Source organism: Shewanella sp. POL2, from assembly GCF_000282755.1.
Classification (GTDB): Bacteria; Pseudomonadota; Gammaproteobacteria; order Enterobacterales; family Shewanellaceae; genus Shewanella; species Shewanella xiamenensis.
Window position 1 is genome coordinate 1 of sequence record NZ_AKZL01000018.1, and the last position, 17,562, is coordinate 17,562.

A 17,562-nucleotide genomic window follows, 5' to 3' on the forward strand; every position below is an offset into this window, starting at 1 on the left:
TCTGGAGCGTATGAGTGTGATACTGGCTTTTATCGCCACACGCTTACTCCAGCTTCGCTTTATGAAGGTATCCAAAGCGGAAGTGGCAGCACAATGTTGTGAAACGCTATTGGGTCAGAAAGCGTGGAAATTACTTTGGCTGAAAATGGAGGGACGTCCGTTACCTCAACAGGCACCCGATATGCAGTGGGCGTACGAGCGTCTGGCCAGATTAGGGGGTTGGAAAGATACCAAGCGGACAGGTCGAGCTTGTGTAGAGGTATTGTGGGAAGGATGGTTTAGGTTACAAACCATCCTTGAGGGTTACGAATTGGCCATGTCTCTCAATCACGAAGACTTGTGATCAAGAGACAGCCCTCGGGTGGCTTTATTACCTTTAACGCTTTGCCCCATTCATTTAGCTTTGCCAAGCAAGCTAAAATACGGCCGAGCAATAATACCTTGAGTGATTCAAGAAGAAGCGAACCAATGACCTAGGCCGATATTGCCAATGGTAAAACTGGCGTCACATCTTTAGCCTTAGAGATTTGCCAAGAGAACCCAGCAAGAAACGCCTTTCCCGCCTTTATTCCTTGCAGGTAATCAATCCGTAAATCCGCATCTGTGCTACCTAACAGCTTACTCTGTAATGGTGACTTCGCAAAAATCTGCACAATTTCAACATCATCGGGAGGATTGGCAATAAAGTCTAGCTCGGCCTGATAGGCCTCTTCATGCTGCACTAAGTAATCAATGGTCTTAGGGCAAAAACCTGAGACGCAGATCCACGACTTGAGTTTATGTACCCAAGCGGATTGGGCTTGAAAATCCTCATTCACCGTTCTGACCACCACAATTTTACGGGCGCCGCGTCGATACGCCTCACGCACAGGTAGCGGCGCAGCTAAACCACCATCGAGATAAAAATCCTGCTCTGGCTCAGCCATAACTTCGGCATGATTAGCAGATTCAATCGCTAACCAAGGTGTTAACTTCACCCCTTGTTTATATAAAAAAGGCAATGCGCTAGAGGCTTTAAGTAGTTCACGCCAGTGTTCGTGGTTGGTTGGGCTCAAGAAATACCCTTGGCGATCGCTGACTCGCGTGGTGGTGATAAGAAGTTCTCGCCCACGGAGGGATTGACTCGCCGCGGCTAAATCTAGCTTAAAGCTGCCACGTTGAATCTGGTCAAAATACCAGTCGAGATCGATCACATTGGCGCCAATCAGACCTCGTCCTAATTGATAGAAGCGTTTATGACGCGTTAAGCCACGGATAAGTTTTTTAGCGTATCCCTTTTGCCTAGCTAAGAAACTCGTCAAGTTTTGCGAGCCAGCGGAGGTACCAATCAATAAATCGAAAAGGGTCGAACTCCGCATCAAGCCAAGCATCGAGTACGCCTGCGGTAAAAATACCGCGCTGACCACCACCCTCTGCAATTAACGCCACTTTAGGCGCGGTAACAGATTGAGAAGCTGAGGATAAATGGTTAATCGGCGGCATAACTGACCTTATCGCAATGGAGAATAGATAAGCCCAGTCTAAACAAAGAAAGTCATAGTAAAAAACGGATAGAATCTATTGTTGTAATCGATAAATAAATATAAGAAGCGTTTTGCGTGAATTAAAGCACTTTAGCAACGATGCAATACTCGCATACATAGTTAAAAGCTATAGGTAAAGTTGCTTGTAGATACAATGCGTTGCATATGCAATCTACGCCCGCGAATCGTCACGCTGGCTTAGATTGCACTTGGTTTCTTAACGTTAGAACTTATGGGTTAATTCAAGCGTGACATTGCGCGGCTCACCGGGGAAATGGCCATTGCGCTCACTAAACCCGCTGACAGCATATTCCTTATCGAAGATATTCTTCAGATTTACGCGCACTTGGGTTTGGTCCCACTGGGTCGTCCAGCTCATATCAAACACTGTATGGGGTTTTACCGTTTGACCATTGAGGCTAAATTGCTCACCCACATAGTCCATCCCAAAAGCAATGGCGGAATCAATCGCTTGAATATCGTAGCGCGTCCATAGCCCTGCTTGATGGCGCGGCGCATTGGCAAAGTGTTTGCCGTCGCCAAAGGTGTTGGTTAGGCTGTCGTTGGTCACGCCCTTGATCACTTCCGTATCGTTATAGGCATAGTTAGCCGTTACGGTAAGGTTATCTGTGAGATCACCCACCAGCGTCCATTCCACCCCTTGGCTACGTACTTCGCCAAAATTAACTAAATTCGGAATACCATCGTCATCCCCAGTATCTAAAGGGTTAGCCTGGGCCACATTTTGTTTTTCAATGCGATAGAGTGCAAGCGTGGTCATAAACTGGCCATCGAGCCACTCGTTTTTCATCCCAAGTTCTATTTGATTACCAGTTTCGGGATCGAGTGCGCCGTCACTTTTGATGCTCTCTTGATCAGACAATGCTGCCGGATTGAAACTCTCTGAGTAGTTCAAGTAGAAAGACATCGCATCGATTGGACGATAATTCAATCCAGCCCTTGGGGTAATGGCATTATCGCTAAAGGAGAATCCGGTCTTTTTATCGTAATCATCAAACTGGCTAAAGCGTAGACCTGCAATTAAAGACCACTGCTCGTTGAAATGCAGATGCTCTTGCAAATAGAGGCCAAAACGGTTGGCACGGGTACCGTCGGTATCCATGTCTTTTAACTGATAAGCACTTGGGTTTGTTTCACCGTAATTCAGCTCAAAGATATTCAGATTACCCACGCCTTCCTTACTGGTCGCCAACTTGTAATGGTATTCGGTTTCGACGTAGTGATAATCACCACCAAACAGGAACTCATGCTCAAAACCTAAGGCATTAAAACGATAGACAAAATCATTGGTTAAACTGATTTCGTCATTGGCACGGGATTGGACACGATATTCACGTTTGATCGTACCATCTGCGCTGTTTGCCTTGCCATCACCATTCACATCGACCCAACCACGGGATTCGTGATATTGCTGATCGGATTCATTATTCAGGTAACGAATTTGAGTTTTTACCGAAAAATCATCACTAAATTGATGATCGAGAATCGCTTGCAGCACCAAGGCATCCATTTTCTGGAAATCGCTTTTCTCGTTGGCATTGTAGGAAGGATCGACAAGGAAATTACCCGCATCATCCACGGGTACACCACGGAGTCGATTGCCACCCAAATCCTGCCTTATCAGATCGAAGGTGGTGGTGACCTTGGTATCTTCACTGATTTCATAGAGTAAACCACCTGCCACTTCGGCATTTAAGCTATCGGCATTGTTACGAAAGCTATCTTCCTGCTGATAGTAGCCCCCCAATCGATAGGCTAAATCCTCAGTTAAACCGCCAGTGAAATCCAGCGAGCCGCCCATCATATCGTAGCTACCCGTGCTTAAGGTGAGCTCTTTACGCTCGACAAAGGTCGGTTTCTTCGTCACATAGTTAATCATTCCGCCGGGTTCACCGCCGCCATAGAGTGCCGATGCAGGGCCTTTTAATACTTCAACCCGCTGTACATTGAACAGTTGTGGCACCGAAAATCCCGAATACGGGTCGCCACGTACACCATCGTAAAACACGTTTGCATCATCGCGAAAGCCACGAAAGGTCACGCCGGAATAGCTAAATTCACTCACACCGGCAATGGAGCGGTATAAGTCAGTGATGTTACGAGCGGCTTGATCGTCAATCAGTTGCTCGGTCAGCACTTGTACAGACTGCGGCAATTCCATCACATTGATTGCCGTTTTAGTGCCGATTTCAGTCTCTTTATCAACATACATTTGCATGGCGCGACCACGCACGACAATTCGCTCTGGCGCCTTAGTCTCAGCTTGTGTGCTGGCTTGCGCTTCGGCCTGTGTGTTGGTTTGTATATCGGCTTGTGCCGTTGAAGCACTTTCTTGCTCGGGTTTACTCTCTTGAGCGTTAGGCGCAACCGCAAAGACCAAATGCGGCATCAGGGCAAGCGTTAGTATTGAATAGGCAAAACGTGATTTCACAAAGTCCCCCAACCTTGAGCAAACCTATGGTTTACCCATGTCATCTAAAATGTGCCGTCATTATAAAGTTTGATTGTTAGATGACAATAATTCTCATTTAAATTTACATCGGTCAGGATTTGTAACAATTGTAAAGAGAGTCTACTCGTTATGTGTGGATATAGCGGCATGACTCTTAGTGCATAGCACTTACTGAATGGCGTTTAACGAAAGCCATCTCCAATAAAAAAGCCAGCATCACGCTGCTGGCTTTTTACTGTTTTTAGTGGCTATACGCTTTGAATATAAAAACTTAAAAAACAGCCTCATCAAGCGTGGTTAGCATCTCACTCGCCTGCTCCAACTGTTTACGCAGGCTGCGGCTCTGCACAGCCCAATACGCCATATAAAAGTCCGCCGTTTTTAGTTTAGCCTGGTAAAACTCCGCCTCTTGCGTGCCATTTGCGAGCGCAGTTAGCGCAATCTTGGCCATACGCGCCCACATCCATGCCAGAGCCGTAATGCCAAATAACTCCAGATACGCCATCGATGCCGCGCCGATAATGTCGGGATTGCTGGCTGCATGGCTCGCTAAATAACCGCTCGCCTTTTGTAAATCGGTGGCGCAATCCATTAGCCCGCTCACATAGGGCTGCATTTGCGCATCTTTGCCCTGTGATTGAATAAATTCAGTGACCAGCGTTGACCATTGCTGCATTGCGGCGCCGCGATCGCTCAGCAGTTTACGTCCAACTAAATCGAGCGCCTGAATGCCGTTAGTCCCTTCATAAATCAGTGCAATACGGCTATCACGCACAAATTGCTCCATCCCCCACTCGTGGATATAACCATGACCACCAAACACTTGCTGCGCATCCACGCAGGCATTAAAGCCTCGGTTTGTGATAAACCCCTTCACCACTGGCGTAAACAAGGCCGCTAATTGCGAGGCCGCTTTAGCTTTTGCAGGATCACTATGGCGCTCAGCCTCATCAAGCCACAGCGCCTGCTGGCCAACAAGTGCACGGGCACCTTCATTGAAGGCTTTTTGCGATAACAACATCCGGCGCACATCACCGTGTACCAAAATCGGGTCGGCAGCTTTTTCAGGCGCTTTAGCGCCACTAATGGCGCGGCTCTGCAATCTGTCCTTGGCATAGGCTAAGGCATTTTGATAGGCGATTTCGGACACGCCTAATCCCTGCATTCCAACCCCCAAACGCGCTTGGTTCATCATGGTAAACATGGCGCGCAGCCCTTGGTGGGGTTCTCCCACTAACTCACCGAGTGCATCCTCAAATACCATCACACAGGTTGAGTTGCCGTGGATGCCCATTTTATGCTCAAGCCCACTGGCATAGAGGCTGTTCGCCTCACCTAAACTGCCATCACTGTTCACTAACACTTTGGGCACAGCAAACAGCGAAATGCCCTTAACCCCTTCGGGCGCATCGGGCAAGCGTGCTAACACTAAGTGCACTATGTTATCGGTAAATTGATGGTCGCCCGAGGAGATAAAAATCTTCTCACCTGTTATCGCAAAGTAGCCGTCCGCCGCAGGCACGGCCTTAGTACGCAATAGTGCTAAGTCGGTTCCGGCATGGGATTCGGTTAGGTTCATGGTGCCAGTCCATTCACCACTCACTAATTTGGCTAAGTATTTCTGTTTAAGTGCCTCACTGCCGTGGGCATGAATGGCCGCATAGGCGCCGTGGGTAAGGCCGGGATACATGGCAAAGGCCATATTAGTCGAGGTTTGCATCTCGGTGGCGAAAATCCCGACTACTTCGGGCAGCCCTTGGCCACCGTATGCAGGATCGCAGGTCAGTGTCGGCCAACCATTGTCGACAAACTGCTGATAGGCGTAGGCAAAACCTTCGGGGGTAACCACTTTGCCATCCACGAGTTTGCAGCCCTGCACATCCCCCACGCTATTTAACGGCAACATCACCTCAGTACTGAAATCCGCCATACCCTGTAGGATGGCATCAACCAGATCGGGGTCGATCTCATCGAAGCCTTTTAGGGCATCTTGCTGATAAATATGCAACATTTCATCGAGGATAAATTGATAGTCACGCAGTGGTGCTTGATAGACTGGCATAATCGCTTCCCTTTCTTGTTTTATGGCAATGGACTAAGTGCTCTGACCACTTTAGCTAAATCTGTTGAAAAAGGAAGCATCTGAGCCTCTGTGCAGTGACTTTTGTTTGCACAATCGAACAGCAAAACCGTAAATTGATCGCAACAAAGGCTTATGCTCAAGTGCAAAAGTTTGTAAGCTAAGTGTCTGTATTGCTGATACGTCATCAGGTTGAGGATATTGTTACTATGGGTTCTGTTACCACCAAAAAACACGCAAACGGGCTCGATTATGTCGAAGTGAACACTGCGTTATGCCAAGCAAGAATTTTTTTACAGGGCGCGCAAATCGATCATTTTCAACCCGTAGGTAAGCCCCCCTTGTTATGGGTGTCTTCAGCGGATGACTATCAACCCGGTAATGGGATCCGTGGCGGAGTGCCCGTCTGCTGGCCTTGGTTTGGTATGAGCAATCAAGCTAATTTCCCACAACATGGTTTTGCCCGTACCCGTATTTGGACACTCGAGTCGGTTGAGATGCGTAATCAACTGGTGGATTTACGTTTTAGCTTAGCCATCAGCGAAGAAGACAAGGTCTTTTGGCCGCACCATACCCAAGTCAACGTACTCTTTACCTTAGGTGAAACCTTAAGTATCAGCTTAGTTAACACTAACCTTGGCGATGTGCCGGTTACACTCACCCAAGCGCTACACAGCTATTTTCCGATTGAAGATATTCACCAGCTTAAAGCCACTGGTTTTAGCGGTGCTCAATATATTGAGTTTTCCGAAGGGCCTTACCCGCAAACGACGGATGACGTGCTATTTGACCGCGAAACCGACCGCGTTTACACCAACCTAGGTCCAGTACAACACTTACATACGCCCAAAGGTGTGATTGAAGTGAGCCGTGAAAATAGCCACTCGGCCGTGCTGTGGAACCCTTGGATTGAAAAATCGATCCGTCTTGCCCGCTTTAATGACGATGACTATCTCACCATGGTGTGTCTCGAAGCTGCCAATGTGCTTGAAGATAAGTTAACGCTGGCTCCCGGCGAGAGCCACAGCTTAGTTACCCATATTCGCTGGGCAGACTAATCGGTCTTTATCACCTCATCAATGAAAAGCCCTGTGCATGACTGGGCTTTTTTATGCCATCAAATCCACGATGGCCAGCTGTTTGGCAATAACCGCCTACTTAGGGTTTTTCTCAAAACGGGCTAACAAGCTTGAGGTGTCCCAGCGATTACCGCCCATGGCTTGAACTTCTGAGTAAAACTGATCCACAAGCGCGGTTAAGGGTAAGTGCGAGCCATTGCGGCGAGCTTCTTCTAGGGCAATGCCTAAATCCTTACGCATCCAATCGACAGCAAAACCAAAATCATAGCTTTGGCCCCACATGGTCTTGTAGCGATTTTCCATCTGCCAGCTTTGCGCCGCACCTTTACTGATCACTTCCACCACTTTTTCACCGTCAAGACCGGCCTTACGAGCAAATTGCAGCGCTTCGGCAAGGCCTTGAACCACACCTGCGATACAAATTTGATTGACCATCTTAGTGAGTTGGCCGGCACCAACCTCACCTAAGCGCTCAGCGCAACGCGCAAACGCTTCGATAACGGGCTTAACACGCTCGAACACGGTTTGATCGCCCCCAACCATCACGGTCAGTACGCCATTTTCGGCACCAGCTTGGCCACCCGATACAGGTGCATCGAGAAAATCGACGCCTTTTTCGGCCAGCATTTTATGTAATTCACGGGCCACATCGGCTGAAGCCGTCGTATGGTCAACCAATACAGTGCCTTGAGCCATACCATGAATGACGCCATCATTGCCTAATACCACTTCGCGCAAGTCGTTATCGTTGCCTACGCAGGTAAAAACAATATCTTGGCCGATTGCCGCCTCTTTAGGCGTTGGGCAGCAGCGACCGCCGTAGTTCTCGACCCAGGTTTGTGCCTTGGCAAAAGTGCGGTTATACACAGTAACCTCATGGCCCTTGTTGAGTAAGTGTCTTGCCATGGGGTAACCCATTACGCCTAAACCAATAAATGCGACTTTTGCCATGAGGAACTCCTTTAATTGATAAACAAGGTGAAACGTTTTACACCACACATTTGCACTGCGTTCATTTAACCTCACTGAATTAACACAATAGATTAACGACACACAGGATGCGCGCTTATGTTACTCCGAGAAAGACCCTACCCAAACTAAAAAAATGCGAGCAAGTGTTTCAACTTAAAAGGTCAATCTGTAGCTAAAACGGTGGCGGCAGTGTAGCACTCGATTAGGCGAGCGTCAGAGTAAAAATGCACTTGGCAACAAACGCAGTGTTCGACAGAAACAACAAAGGCGCACAGAGGCGCCTTTGTTTTTATAACTAACCCAAATCACTTTTGTACGTGTGCTTCCATTTCGGCGCCAATTTTCTTGCGCATTTCCATTAAGCGCAGTGCGGAATCACGCAGATGAATATCATACTCAGTCTGCGGCACCCATTCAGGCACGGGTGTAGGTTGACCATTTTCATCCACGGCAACCATGATGACAATACAGTGAGTGGTGAGATGACGCTCAGAGACCTTAGGATCCCCTGCCCGCACATCAATACCGATGTGCATAGAGGTCTTACCGGTATAAATCACCTTAGCGCTGACTTCGACGATATTTCCCACGAGGATAGGCTGAACAAATCGAATTCCACCCGCATAGGCGGTAATACAATATTTACCACTCCAGCCCGCAGCACAGGCATAAGCCGCAAGGTCAATCCATTTCATCACAGCGCCACCGTGAACCTTACCACCAAAATTCACATCTGCGGGTTCTGACAAAAATCTCAGGGTAATTTGTCTATCGATACCAGCCATATAACCTCAACTTATTCAGCCTCTGTGGCTCAATGATTTTGCAATAAGTTGAGTTTACGATAGAAATGCGCAATAGCGTAAAGATAATTACGATTGTCCCAGTGAAGAGAACCGATTTAGCCAAAGTAACTTATTAGCCCACAGGAGAGTAATAATCCCGGCAACGCCAGGCGATACAACCACAGCTGTAATTGACTGCTAACAAAGCGAGTGCCCTTGCCATAAGTGTAAACACCCAACCCAGCCAAAAACAACCCAATCACTTCAAATCCCGATGACATATGGTTACTGCCACCGACACTGATGGCGGTCACCAATAAGGCGAACCACACCAACACATATGCCGCAATCGCAAAGGTGAAGGTCTTCATGCCGATATCCATATTAGGATGCCAAGCTTTGGATTCACCACGAATTAATTCGGTCAAATTTGCGGTTACGGCACCAACGATAGGCACAAGCGGGATCACCAGAGGGTTTAACATGACAGATTTCCTTTTAAATAGAATATGCCTGTCATTATCGGCGGCAAAGGGCATTAAACAAGCTTGATGAACAAAGGTTAACTATTTGGATATCAGCAGGTTAGAAAGTGATATTAGGCACAATTCGAGCATAAAAAAATGCGCCAGTAGGCGCATTTTTTATCGAGCTAACCGCTGTTTAGACTTTCTTAAACAGCAATGAACCGTTAGTGCCACCAAATCCGAAGGAGTTACACAGAGCATACTCTAACTTTACATCACGGGCAGTGTGCGCCACGAAGTCTAAATCACAGCCTTCATCTGGATTATCGAGGTTGATGGTCGGTGGTACGGCTTGATCGCGCAGCGCAAGCAGAGTGAAAATCGCTTCAACCGCACCCGCAGCGCCCAGCAAGTGACCCGTCATAGACTTAGTCGAGCTTACAAGCAGGTTGTAGGCATGATCGCCAAACACAGATTTCACCGCTGCCGCTTCAGCTTTATCACCCGCAGGCGTTGAAGTGCCGTGCGCATTGATATAACCAATTTTTTCAAATGGCAGCTTAGCATCATTCACTGCATTGACCATAGCGGCCGCAGCGCCCGCTCCATCACTTGGAGGCGATGTCATATGGAACGCATCACCACTCATACCAAAGCCGACGAGTTCACCATAAATGGTCGCACCGCGCGCCTTCGCGTGCTCGTATTCTTCCATCACCATCACACCCGCACCATCACCGATGACAAAACCATCACGGTCTTTATCCCATGGGCGACTGGCCGCCGTTGGGTCATCGTTACGGGTTGACAGCGCTTTGGCCGCACCAAAACCACCAACACCGAGTGGACAAGTCACATCTTCGGCGCCACCGGCAACCATTACGTCAGCATCGCCATAGGCAATAGTGCGCGCCGCAAAACCGATATTATGCACACCGGTAGTACAGGCGGTAGTGACGGCAAAGTTAGGGCCCGTCATACCGTACATAATCGATAAATGGCCGGCAATCATATTGATAATGGTGCTTGGCACGAAGAAAGGCGAAATTTTACGAGGGCCACCACTTAATAGCGCGCTGTGGTTTTGTTCAATCAACCACATACCGCCCATGCCAGCACCGATTGCGGTACCCACACGGCCAGGGTTTTCTTTGCTCATATCCAGACCTGAGTCTTGGATAGCTTGGATGCCCGCAGCCATACCATACTGAATAAAGAGGTCCATTTTGCGGGCGTCTTTTTTAGTTAAGTACTGCTCAACATCGAAATCTTTTACAGAACCACTGAAACGAGTGGTAAATTCGCTGGCATCAAATTTGGTTATGGGCGCAATCCCACTCTTACCCGAAAGCAGGGCTTTCCAAGTAGTGTCGACAGTATTGCCCACGGGCGTTACTAACCCTAAACCGGTTACCACTACACGACGTTTAGACACGGCAGTCACCTTTTGAATGCTAAATAGATTAAGTTATGACAGACAAATGCAGTTCTATCATTAAAATGTCTTCGCCAATCTGCGGCGAGCATCTCATGGATAAATTCAACACAGCTTCCAGAGACGATTGAATGGCACTATTGCAGAATTAGGCGGGGATAAAACAAAAACAGGCGGCATATTTGCCGCCTGTTCTCTAGAATTCAGAATTACTGATTCTTAGAAACGTAATCGATCGCTGCTTGAACAGTAGTGATCTTTTCAGCTTCTTCATCAGGGATCTCGGTATCAAACTCTTCTTCCAGAGCCATAACCAACTCAACAGTGTCCAGAGAATCTGCACCCAGATCGTCAACGAAAGATGCCGCTGGTTTAACGTCTTCTTCTTTAACGCCCAGTTGCTCTACAATGATTTTCTTTACACGTTCTTCGATGTTGCTCATTAGTTTTCTTTCCTATTCAAATTACGCACTTGCGTAAGATTGCGAGTAGTTTATTAGATTTGGCTGACAATGCAAGCTTAGTTTTCGTGGTCTAACCACGAAATTTAGCGACCAATTGATACAGATCACTACTCAGTTGCGACAGTATCCCTGCCATCCGCCCTTAAACCATGTACATTCCGCCATTCACATGCAAAGTCTCGCCTGTGATATAAGCGGCAGAGTCCGACGCCAAGAAGAGTACGGCATTGGCAATTTCTTGCGCTTGCCCTAATCGTTCCATCGGAACCTGAGACATGATAGCTTTTTGCTGATCTTCGGTCAGCTCATCAGTCATATCGGTCTGGATAAATCCAGGAGCGATAGCATTAACTGTAATTTGACGAGATGCAACCTCTCTTGCAAGAGATTTTGTAAATCCGATCAAACCAGCTTTTGCTGCCGAGTAGTTAACTTGACCTGCATTGCCCATAGTGCCTACCACTGAACCGATATTGATGATCCGGCCGAAACGCTTTTTCATCATGGTACGCATCACAGGTTTTGATAGTCTGAACAATGATGTCAGGTTGGTATCGATGATATCGTTCCATTCATCATCTTTCATTCGCATCAGCAAATTATCACGGGTGATACCCGCGTTGTTGACTAGAATATCAACATCACCCGCTTTTTCTTTGATCGAATCGAATAAATCGGTGACGGATTGACTATCGGTAACATTAAGCACTAAACCAAAACCTTTGTCACCCAGATATTCTTGAATTGCTTCGGCGCCCTTCTCACTTGTGGCAGTTCCAACCACAATCGCACCGGCTTCGACTAAGGTTTCGGCAATCGCACGGCCAATACCACGACTCGCGCCTGTCACTAAGGCAACTTTGCCCGCTAAACTCAGATTGATACTCATACAAACTCCTTATTCAGTTAACGCGGCAAGGGATGCAACGTCATTAACTGCTTGGGCAGAAAGAGATTTATTAATGCGTTTCGCAAGACCTGTCAATACTTTACCAGGACCGCACTCAACTAACTGGGTAATGCCTTTTTCGGCCATTAATTCAACAGTTTCGCTCCAGCGTACAGGGCAATACAGTTGACGCACCAGCGCATCTTTAATGTCGGCAACCGCAGTGGGTGATGCCACATCTACGTTATTAATAACGGTAATGCTCGGCGCATTAAACTGCACATCGTTTAACGCAAGAGCTAATTTATCAGCAGCAGGTTTCATTAATGCGCAGTGTGATGGCACGCTGACAGGCAAGGCTACCGCCATTTTGGCGCCCGCCGCTTTACAGGCCGCAGCAGCGCGTTCAACCGCATCTTTTTGACCGGCGATAACCACTTGGCCAGGGCTGTTGAAGTTAACTGGGCTTACCACTTCGCCTTGAGCGGCTTCAATACACGCATTAGCAATACCGTCATTATCTAAACCGATAATCGCGTACATAGCGCCAGTACCGGCGGGTACGGCTTGCTGCATCAATTGACCACGTAGTTCAACCAGTTTGATCGCATCTTTAAAGTCGATCACACCAGCACAAACTAATGCAGAATATTCGCCTAGGCTGTGACCCGCTAACATCGCAGGCATAGCTTTACCAGAGGCAACATAGGCACGCCAAATCGCCACACTTGCCGCTAATAAAGCAGGCTGAGTTTTATCGGTTTCATTTAAGGTTTCAACGGGGCCGTCTTGCACTAATGCCCACAAATCATACCCTAACACCTCACTCGCTTCGACAAAGGTTTGTCCCACGATCGGCTGTACAGCAGCCAGCTCGGCTAACATGCCAAGGGCCTGTGAACCTTGGCCTGGGAATACAAAAGCTACATTTTCCATATCAAATTACCTATGGCGAACTTAATTTATTGAACACTAAACCGTTATCTTGGACAGCTAACCAAGATAACGATGAGCAGGAATTTATTCGTATACAGATACGGTTAAAAACGGACGAGCGCACTGCCCCACGCAAAACCAGCGCCAAAGGCTTCGAGCAGCAAGAGCTGACCACGTTGGATCCGACCATCACGCACAGCTTCATCCAGAGCAATAGGTACCGAAGCCGCCGAGGTATTACCATGCTTAGCAAGGGTTAACACCACTTTATCTAAGCTCATGTCTAGCTTTTTCGCCGTGGCATTAATAATGCGGAAGTTAGCCTGATGCGGCACCAACCAGTCGATTTCCGACTTATCGATATTATTCAGGCGCAAGGTTTCAGTCACGACATGGGATAACTGAGTCACCGCCACTTTAAAGACGTCATTGCCTTTCATCGTCATAAAACCAACCGCTTCAGAGGTTTCCCCCTGACGTGGTGGGAAAGCGCACTTAAGCAAATCGCCTTGACGACCATCGGCATAAATATGGGTTGAAATAATCCCGGGCTCATCGGAAGCACCGATAACCGCCGCCCCCGCACCATCCCCAAACAGAATAATGGTGGTACGATCTTCCGGCTCACACAGACGGGATAATACATCAGCGCCAATCACGAGGACTTTTTTCGCGGTACCGTTTTTAACGAATTGGTCCGCAACCGATAAGGCATACACAAAGCCTGAACAAGCCGCCGCGATATCGAAGGCTGGAATGGTGTGCACACCGAGCATGGCTTGGATTTCGCAGGCCGCGGCAGGGAATGCATTTGCCGCACTGGTTGTACCGCAAATGATCATATCTAAATCTGATGCCTCAATACCGGCCATCTCTAACGCATTTAATGCCGCCTGATAGCCCATCGTTGAGACAGTTTCGTCTTGCGCTGCAATGCGGCGCTCTGAAATCCAGTGCGTTCAACAATCCATTGGTCACTGGTTTCCACCATTTTTTCCAAATCTTGATTACTACGCACCTGCACCGGTAGGTAACTACCAGTTCCGAGAATTTTTGTATGCATAAGGAGGAATCAGTTATTTATATCTAAAAGAATCGACTCCAAACGATCTTTTATCATTTCGGGGAGTCGACGTTGCGCTTCAGTCACTGCCAAACTAATTGCTTGTAAATAGGCAGTTTCATCCGCATTTCCATGGCTCTTTACAACTATGCCGCGCAATCCTATCAGACTTGCACCATTATAGTGGTCGGGGTTCATCTGGCTGAGAACCGCCTGAATGCGGGGGGCGATGAGTTTTGCCAAAAAACGCACGAAGAAACCTTGGGTTAGGCCCCGTTTTAACTGATGTACCAATAGCTTGGCAATGCCTTCAGAGGTTTTGAGCGTGATGTTACCCACAAAACCATCACAAACGATCACATCAACATTCCCAGAATAGATTTCATCACCTTCAATAAAGCCGGTGTAATTAATCTGATCAGTGTTTTGCAGTATTTGTGCCGCTTGTTGAACCTGATCGTTGCCTTTGATTTCTTCTGTGCCCACATTAAGGAGTGCGACTTTAGGGCGAGATTTTTTATCCACGGCCTCACACAGCACTGAGCCCATCACGGCAAATTGGAATAGCGTTTCGGAATCGCAGGAAATATTGGCACCTAGATCCAATAAATAAACTGGCTTTTGCGTCACGGAGGGTAAACAACTGACCAATGCAGGTCTGTCCACGCCGGGCAAGGTTTTTAACAGCACCTTGGCCATCGCCATTAACGCGCCGGTATTTCCCGCACTCACACACGCAGCAGCACGTCCATCTCGCACCAGTTCAATCGATAAACGCATCGAACTATTTTTACGAGTGCGCAAAGCGTGCACGGGCCTGTCAGACATACTCACCACTTCATCGGTGTGAATGACTTCAATACGGGAGAGTAACTCTTGTTCTGCTTGGTGCAGATAGACATCTATTTCAGTCTTATCACCGACTAAAATGATTTTAAGGGAAGAATGAGATTGTAGTGCCCGCAAAGCTGCAGGCACTGTGACGTGGGGGCCATGATCACCGCCCATCGCATCTAACGCGAGCGTCAGACTCGTCATTAGGAAACCAACAAATTACTTGTTGATTACCTTTTTACCGCGATAGAAACCATCAGCAGTCACGTTGTGACGCATATGGACTTCACCGCTGGTAGCGTCTACAGACAGCTGAGCAGTGCTCAGTGCGTCATGTGAACGGCGCATACCGCGCTTTGAACGAGATTTTTTATTCTGTTGTACAGCCATTGGCCCTGTCTCCTAGATTACTTGCTCTTCAGTTTTTCTAACACTGCAAACGGATTTGGACGCTCCTCTTGAGCGGGTTCGATCTCGCCTACAACTATATCCATTGACCCGATATTGCAATCAGTTTCTTCATGCATCGGGATGATGGGCATAGCGACTATCAATTCATCTTCGATCAATTGATGCAGACGTACTTCGCCAATCTCATTGCACTCAATTGGGTCATACGCATCCGGGAGCTCATCGATTTCTGCCTTAGTCCGGCATGGACCGAAGCAAAACTCGACCGTAACCTCAGTGGTAAATAGTGTCATGCAACGTTGACAAACCAGAGTGAGCTCCGTCACAGCCTTCCCTTTCAGGTAGACTATCCCCTGCAAATCTACGCCACATTCAAGCGACACTGCCACATCGGAACAGTCGCCGGCACATAACTCATTTAATCTTTTCAATTGCTGCCCGGGCACAATCCCCTCATAGGTAGAACGGCTCGAGGCGGCGCGAATAGGATCAATTGAAACCGGTATCTTTACTGTTTGCATAAGGCGCGCATATTATAGTTTGAAAACGCTAGAGTCAAAGAAAAATTTCTTACTTAAGTCCCAGTTTGCAACTTAAGCGATTCTCTAGCCCCAACATTGAATTAATGGAAGCGAAATTTTACCCAAGCAGGGGGCGGCACACAAGCGTAAGCCGTCTAAAATAGCCGCATTCACCGAAAGAATCCTCAATTACCTTCCTAAAGTGACGGCTTCTGTTACCACTGCTTGCATTCAATCATCCAGATTGGCGACAATAAGTGAAGTTTTCTAATGGATTATTAATGATGACGCCCCAGTTAATCCTCGCCTCCACCTCCGTATATCGGCAAGCACTGCTGAATAAATTAGGCTTACCCTTTGAGTGCTGCGATCCCAAGGTTGATGAAACCTCACTGCCTAATGAGTCAGCGCAAGCCTTAGTACAACGATTAGCGCAGGCAAAAGCAGAAGCTGGTGCAAAATATTGTCCTGATGGTCTGATTATTGGCTCCGATCAGGTTGCCGTGATCGATGGCAAGATCATCGGTAAGCCATTAAATCGCGATAATGCGATTAAGCAGCTTAGTCAAGCCTCGGGGAAAGCCATTACCTTTTATACAGGTCTTGCGCTTTATAATGCTCAAACGGGTGAAATGAATGCCCAAGTTGAGCCTTTTACAGTGTATTTTCGGCACCTTACAGCATCACAAATCAGTGCTTATGTGGATAAAGAGCAACCGTTTTACTGTGCAGGCAGTTTTAAAAGTGAAGGTTTAGGCATTGCACTCTTTAATCGTTTAGAAGGACGAGATCCTAATACGCTCGTGGGGTTACCTTTAATCTTACTCACGGAAATGCTGCTCAGCCAAGGCATAGATGTATTAGCGTAATGCTTATAAATGCAGAAGGAGCTGCTGCGGTGAATTAATCAATGCTATCGGCTTAGCTTGTCGTAATACCGCCTCACTATGGGCGCCGTAAGTCACACCGATGCTATCGATACCTGCGTTCGCTGCCATGGTTAAATCCAGTAAAGAGTCACCGACCATCAAAGCACGCTCAGGCTGAATGCCCAGCTCCTGCAATAGGCTGATGATCATCTCAGGATGGGGCTTACTCTGCGCTTCATCGGCGCAGCGGGAGGCAATAAAGTAATGCCCTAATCCAGATTGCTCCCACACGCGCACCAGACCAGCTCTCGCCTTCCCCGTCGCCACTGCTAGCTGATAACCCTTTGTAGATAATGCTTCGAGCAATTGTGGCGCTTGGTCGAAGATTGGCGTTGGCGTGGTATCAAGATGCAAATACTGCGTCTTAAACTCGGCGCGCATCGTGATGTAACACTCGTCAGTGCCAGTGCTGACAGTAGAAGCAGTAGACATATCCTCTTCAGGAAACGCCGAAAATCGCTGTGATGAAGACAATAATCCGCAAGGAAACAACACTTGTAACGCCTGCGTCATCGACAAGCCAATCACATTACGAATATCCGCCTCAGCAGGAACAGGCAGCGCAAGTGCCCTAGCCATATTCTCAATGCAAATAATGATCTTACCGATGGAATCCATCAAAGTGCCATCCCAATCAAAAATCACTAAATCATATTTACGCAGGCTAGAATGGTTGGCAGCCTTCATACTTCAAGGTTATC

The 17,562-nt window shown here is 47.6% G+C and carries 15 protein-coding genes and 3 pseudogenes; 3 read left to right on the top strand and 15 right to left on the bottom strand.

Annotation, left to right across the window (positions count from 1 at the left end; translation table 11 throughout):
* Window positions 1-343, top strand: a pseudogene (locus SHEWPOL2_RS06675) (IS4 family transposase); the annotation flags it as partial.
* Window positions 344-473: 130 nt separating this feature from the next.
* Here SHEWPOL2_RS06675 and SHEWPOL2_RS06680 read toward each other — a convergent pair.
* The 3 genes and pseudogenes from SHEWPOL2_RS06680 to SHEWPOL2_RS06690 form a co-directional block, all read right to left on the bottom strand.
* Window positions 474-1,482: pseudogene (locus SHEWPOL2_RS06680) on the bottom strand (patatin family protein).
* A 264-nt stretch (window positions 1,483-1,746) separates the two neighbouring features.
* Window positions 1,747-3,975: a TonB-dependent siderophore receptor gene (locus tag SHEWPOL2_RS06685; protein WP_037427238.1), complete on the bottom strand. Its 2,229-nt coding sequence runs from the start codon at window positions 3,973-3,975 to the stop codon at window positions 1,747-1,749.
* A gap of 292 nt (window positions 3,976-4,267) precedes the next feature.
* Window positions 4,268-6,058, bottom strand: a complete 1,791-nt coding sequence (locus tag SHEWPOL2_RS06690; protein ID WP_037427239.1) for an acyl-CoA dehydrogenase C-terminal domain-containing protein — start codon at window positions 6,056-6,058, stop codon at window positions 4,268-4,270.
* Between the two features lie 227 nt (window positions 6,059-6,285).
* Here SHEWPOL2_RS06690 and SHEWPOL2_RS06695 point away from each other — a divergent pair, with 227 nt between their 5' ends.
* Window positions 6,286-7,134 carry a D-hexose-6-phosphate mutarotase gene (locus SHEWPOL2_RS06695; protein WP_037427240.1) on the top strand — a complete coding sequence of 283 codons (849 nt, stop codon included), beginning with the start codon at window positions 6,286-6,288 and terminating at the stop codon, window positions 7,132-7,134.
* 96 nt (window positions 7,135-7,230) lie between these two features.
* Here SHEWPOL2_RS06695 and SHEWPOL2_RS06700 read toward each other — a convergent pair whose 3' ends face one another.
* From SHEWPOL2_RS06700 to yceD, 11 genes and pseudogenes are all read right to left on the bottom strand, one after another.
* Window positions 7,231-8,106 (bottom strand): NAD(P)-dependent oxidoreductase, encoded by an 876-nt coding sequence (locus SHEWPOL2_RS06700; protein ID WP_037427241.1) that lies wholly within the window; start codon window positions 8,104-8,106, stop codon window positions 7,231-7,233.
* 326 nt (window positions 8,107-8,432) lie between these two features.
* Window positions 8,433-8,912, bottom strand: a complete 480-nt coding sequence (locus SHEWPOL2_RS06705) for an acyl-CoA thioesterase (RefSeq protein WP_037419717.1) — start codon at window positions 8,910-8,912, stop codon at window positions 8,433-8,435.
* A gap of 116 nt (window positions 8,913-9,028) precedes the next feature.
* Window positions 9,029-9,397 carry a hypothetical protein gene (locus SHEWPOL2_RS06710; RefSeq protein ID WP_037419714.1) on the bottom strand — a complete coding sequence of 123 codons (369 nt, stop codon included), beginning with the start codon at window positions 9,395-9,397 and terminating at the stop codon, window positions 9,029-9,031.
* A 178-nt stretch (window positions 9,398-9,575) separates the two neighbouring features.
* Window positions 9,576-10,814, bottom strand: a complete 1,239-nt coding sequence (gene fabF, locus SHEWPOL2_RS06715; protein WP_037427243.1) for a beta-ketoacyl-ACP synthase II — start codon at window positions 10,812-10,814, stop codon at window positions 9,576-9,578.
* Window positions 10,815-11,023: 209 nt separating this feature from the next.
* Window positions 11,024-11,257: an acyl carrier protein gene (gene acpP / locus SHEWPOL2_RS06720; protein ID WP_006081231.1), complete on the bottom strand. Its 234-nt coding sequence runs from the start codon at window positions 11,255-11,257 to the stop codon at window positions 11,024-11,026.
* A 163-nt stretch (window positions 11,258-11,420) separates the two neighbouring features.
* Window positions 11,421-12,167, bottom strand: coding sequence for a 3-oxoacyl-ACP reductase FabG (gene fabG, locus SHEWPOL2_RS06725; RefSeq protein ID WP_037427245.1), 747 nt, complete (start codon window positions 12,165-12,167; stop codon window positions 11,421-11,423).
* A 9-nt stretch (window positions 12,168-12,176) separates the two neighbouring features.
* Window positions 12,177-13,103 carry an ACP S-malonyltransferase gene (fabD, locus tag SHEWPOL2_RS06730; RefSeq protein ID WP_037427248.1) on the bottom strand — a complete coding sequence of 309 codons (927 nt, stop codon included), beginning with the start codon at window positions 13,101-13,103 and terminating at the stop codon, window positions 12,177-12,179.
* 104 nt (window positions 13,104-13,207) lie between these two features.
* Window positions 13,208-14,166: pseudogene (locus tag SHEWPOL2_RS06735) on the bottom strand (beta-ketoacyl-ACP synthase III).
* A gap of 9 nt (window positions 14,167-14,175) precedes the next feature.
* The gene (plsX, locus tag SHEWPOL2_RS06740; RefSeq protein WP_037427251.1) at window positions 14,176-15,204 is read right to left on the bottom strand and encodes a phosphate acyltransferase PlsX; all 1,029 of its coding nucleotides are present in this window, start codon (window positions 15,202-15,204) and stop codon (window positions 14,176-14,178) included.
* Between the two features lie 15 nt (window positions 15,205-15,219).
* Window positions 15,220-15,390 carry a 50S ribosomal protein L32 gene (gene rpmF / locus SHEWPOL2_RS06745; RefSeq protein WP_011072715.1) on the bottom strand — a complete coding sequence of 57 codons (171 nt, stop codon included), beginning with the start codon at window positions 15,388-15,390 and terminating at the stop codon, window positions 15,220-15,222.
* 17 nt (window positions 15,391-15,407) lie between these two features.
* Window positions 15,408-15,932 (bottom strand): 23S rRNA accumulation protein YceD, encoded by a 525-nt coding sequence (gene yceD, locus SHEWPOL2_RS06750; RefSeq protein ID WP_011072716.1) that lies wholly within the window; start codon window positions 15,930-15,932, stop codon window positions 15,408-15,410.
* A gap of 284 nt (window positions 15,933-16,216) precedes the next feature.
* On the opposite strand from yceD, the gene SHEWPOL2_RS06755 reads away from it, so the two are divergent.
* Complete coding sequence (locus SHEWPOL2_RS06755; RefSeq protein WP_082389611.1) at window positions 16,217-16,801, top strand: nucleoside triphosphate pyrophosphatase; 585 nt, start codon at window positions 16,217-16,219, stop codon at window positions 16,799-16,801.
* Window positions 16,802-16,804: 3 nt separating this feature from the next.
* Here the strand turns inward: SHEWPOL2_RS06755 and SHEWPOL2_RS06760 are convergent, their stop codons facing one another.
* A complete protein-coding gene (locus SHEWPOL2_RS06760; protein WP_037427255.1) occupies window positions 16,805-17,548 on the bottom strand; it encodes an HAD-IA family hydrolase in 744 nt (247 codons plus the stop codon).
* Between the last annotated feature and the right edge of the window lie 14 nt (window positions 17,549-17,562).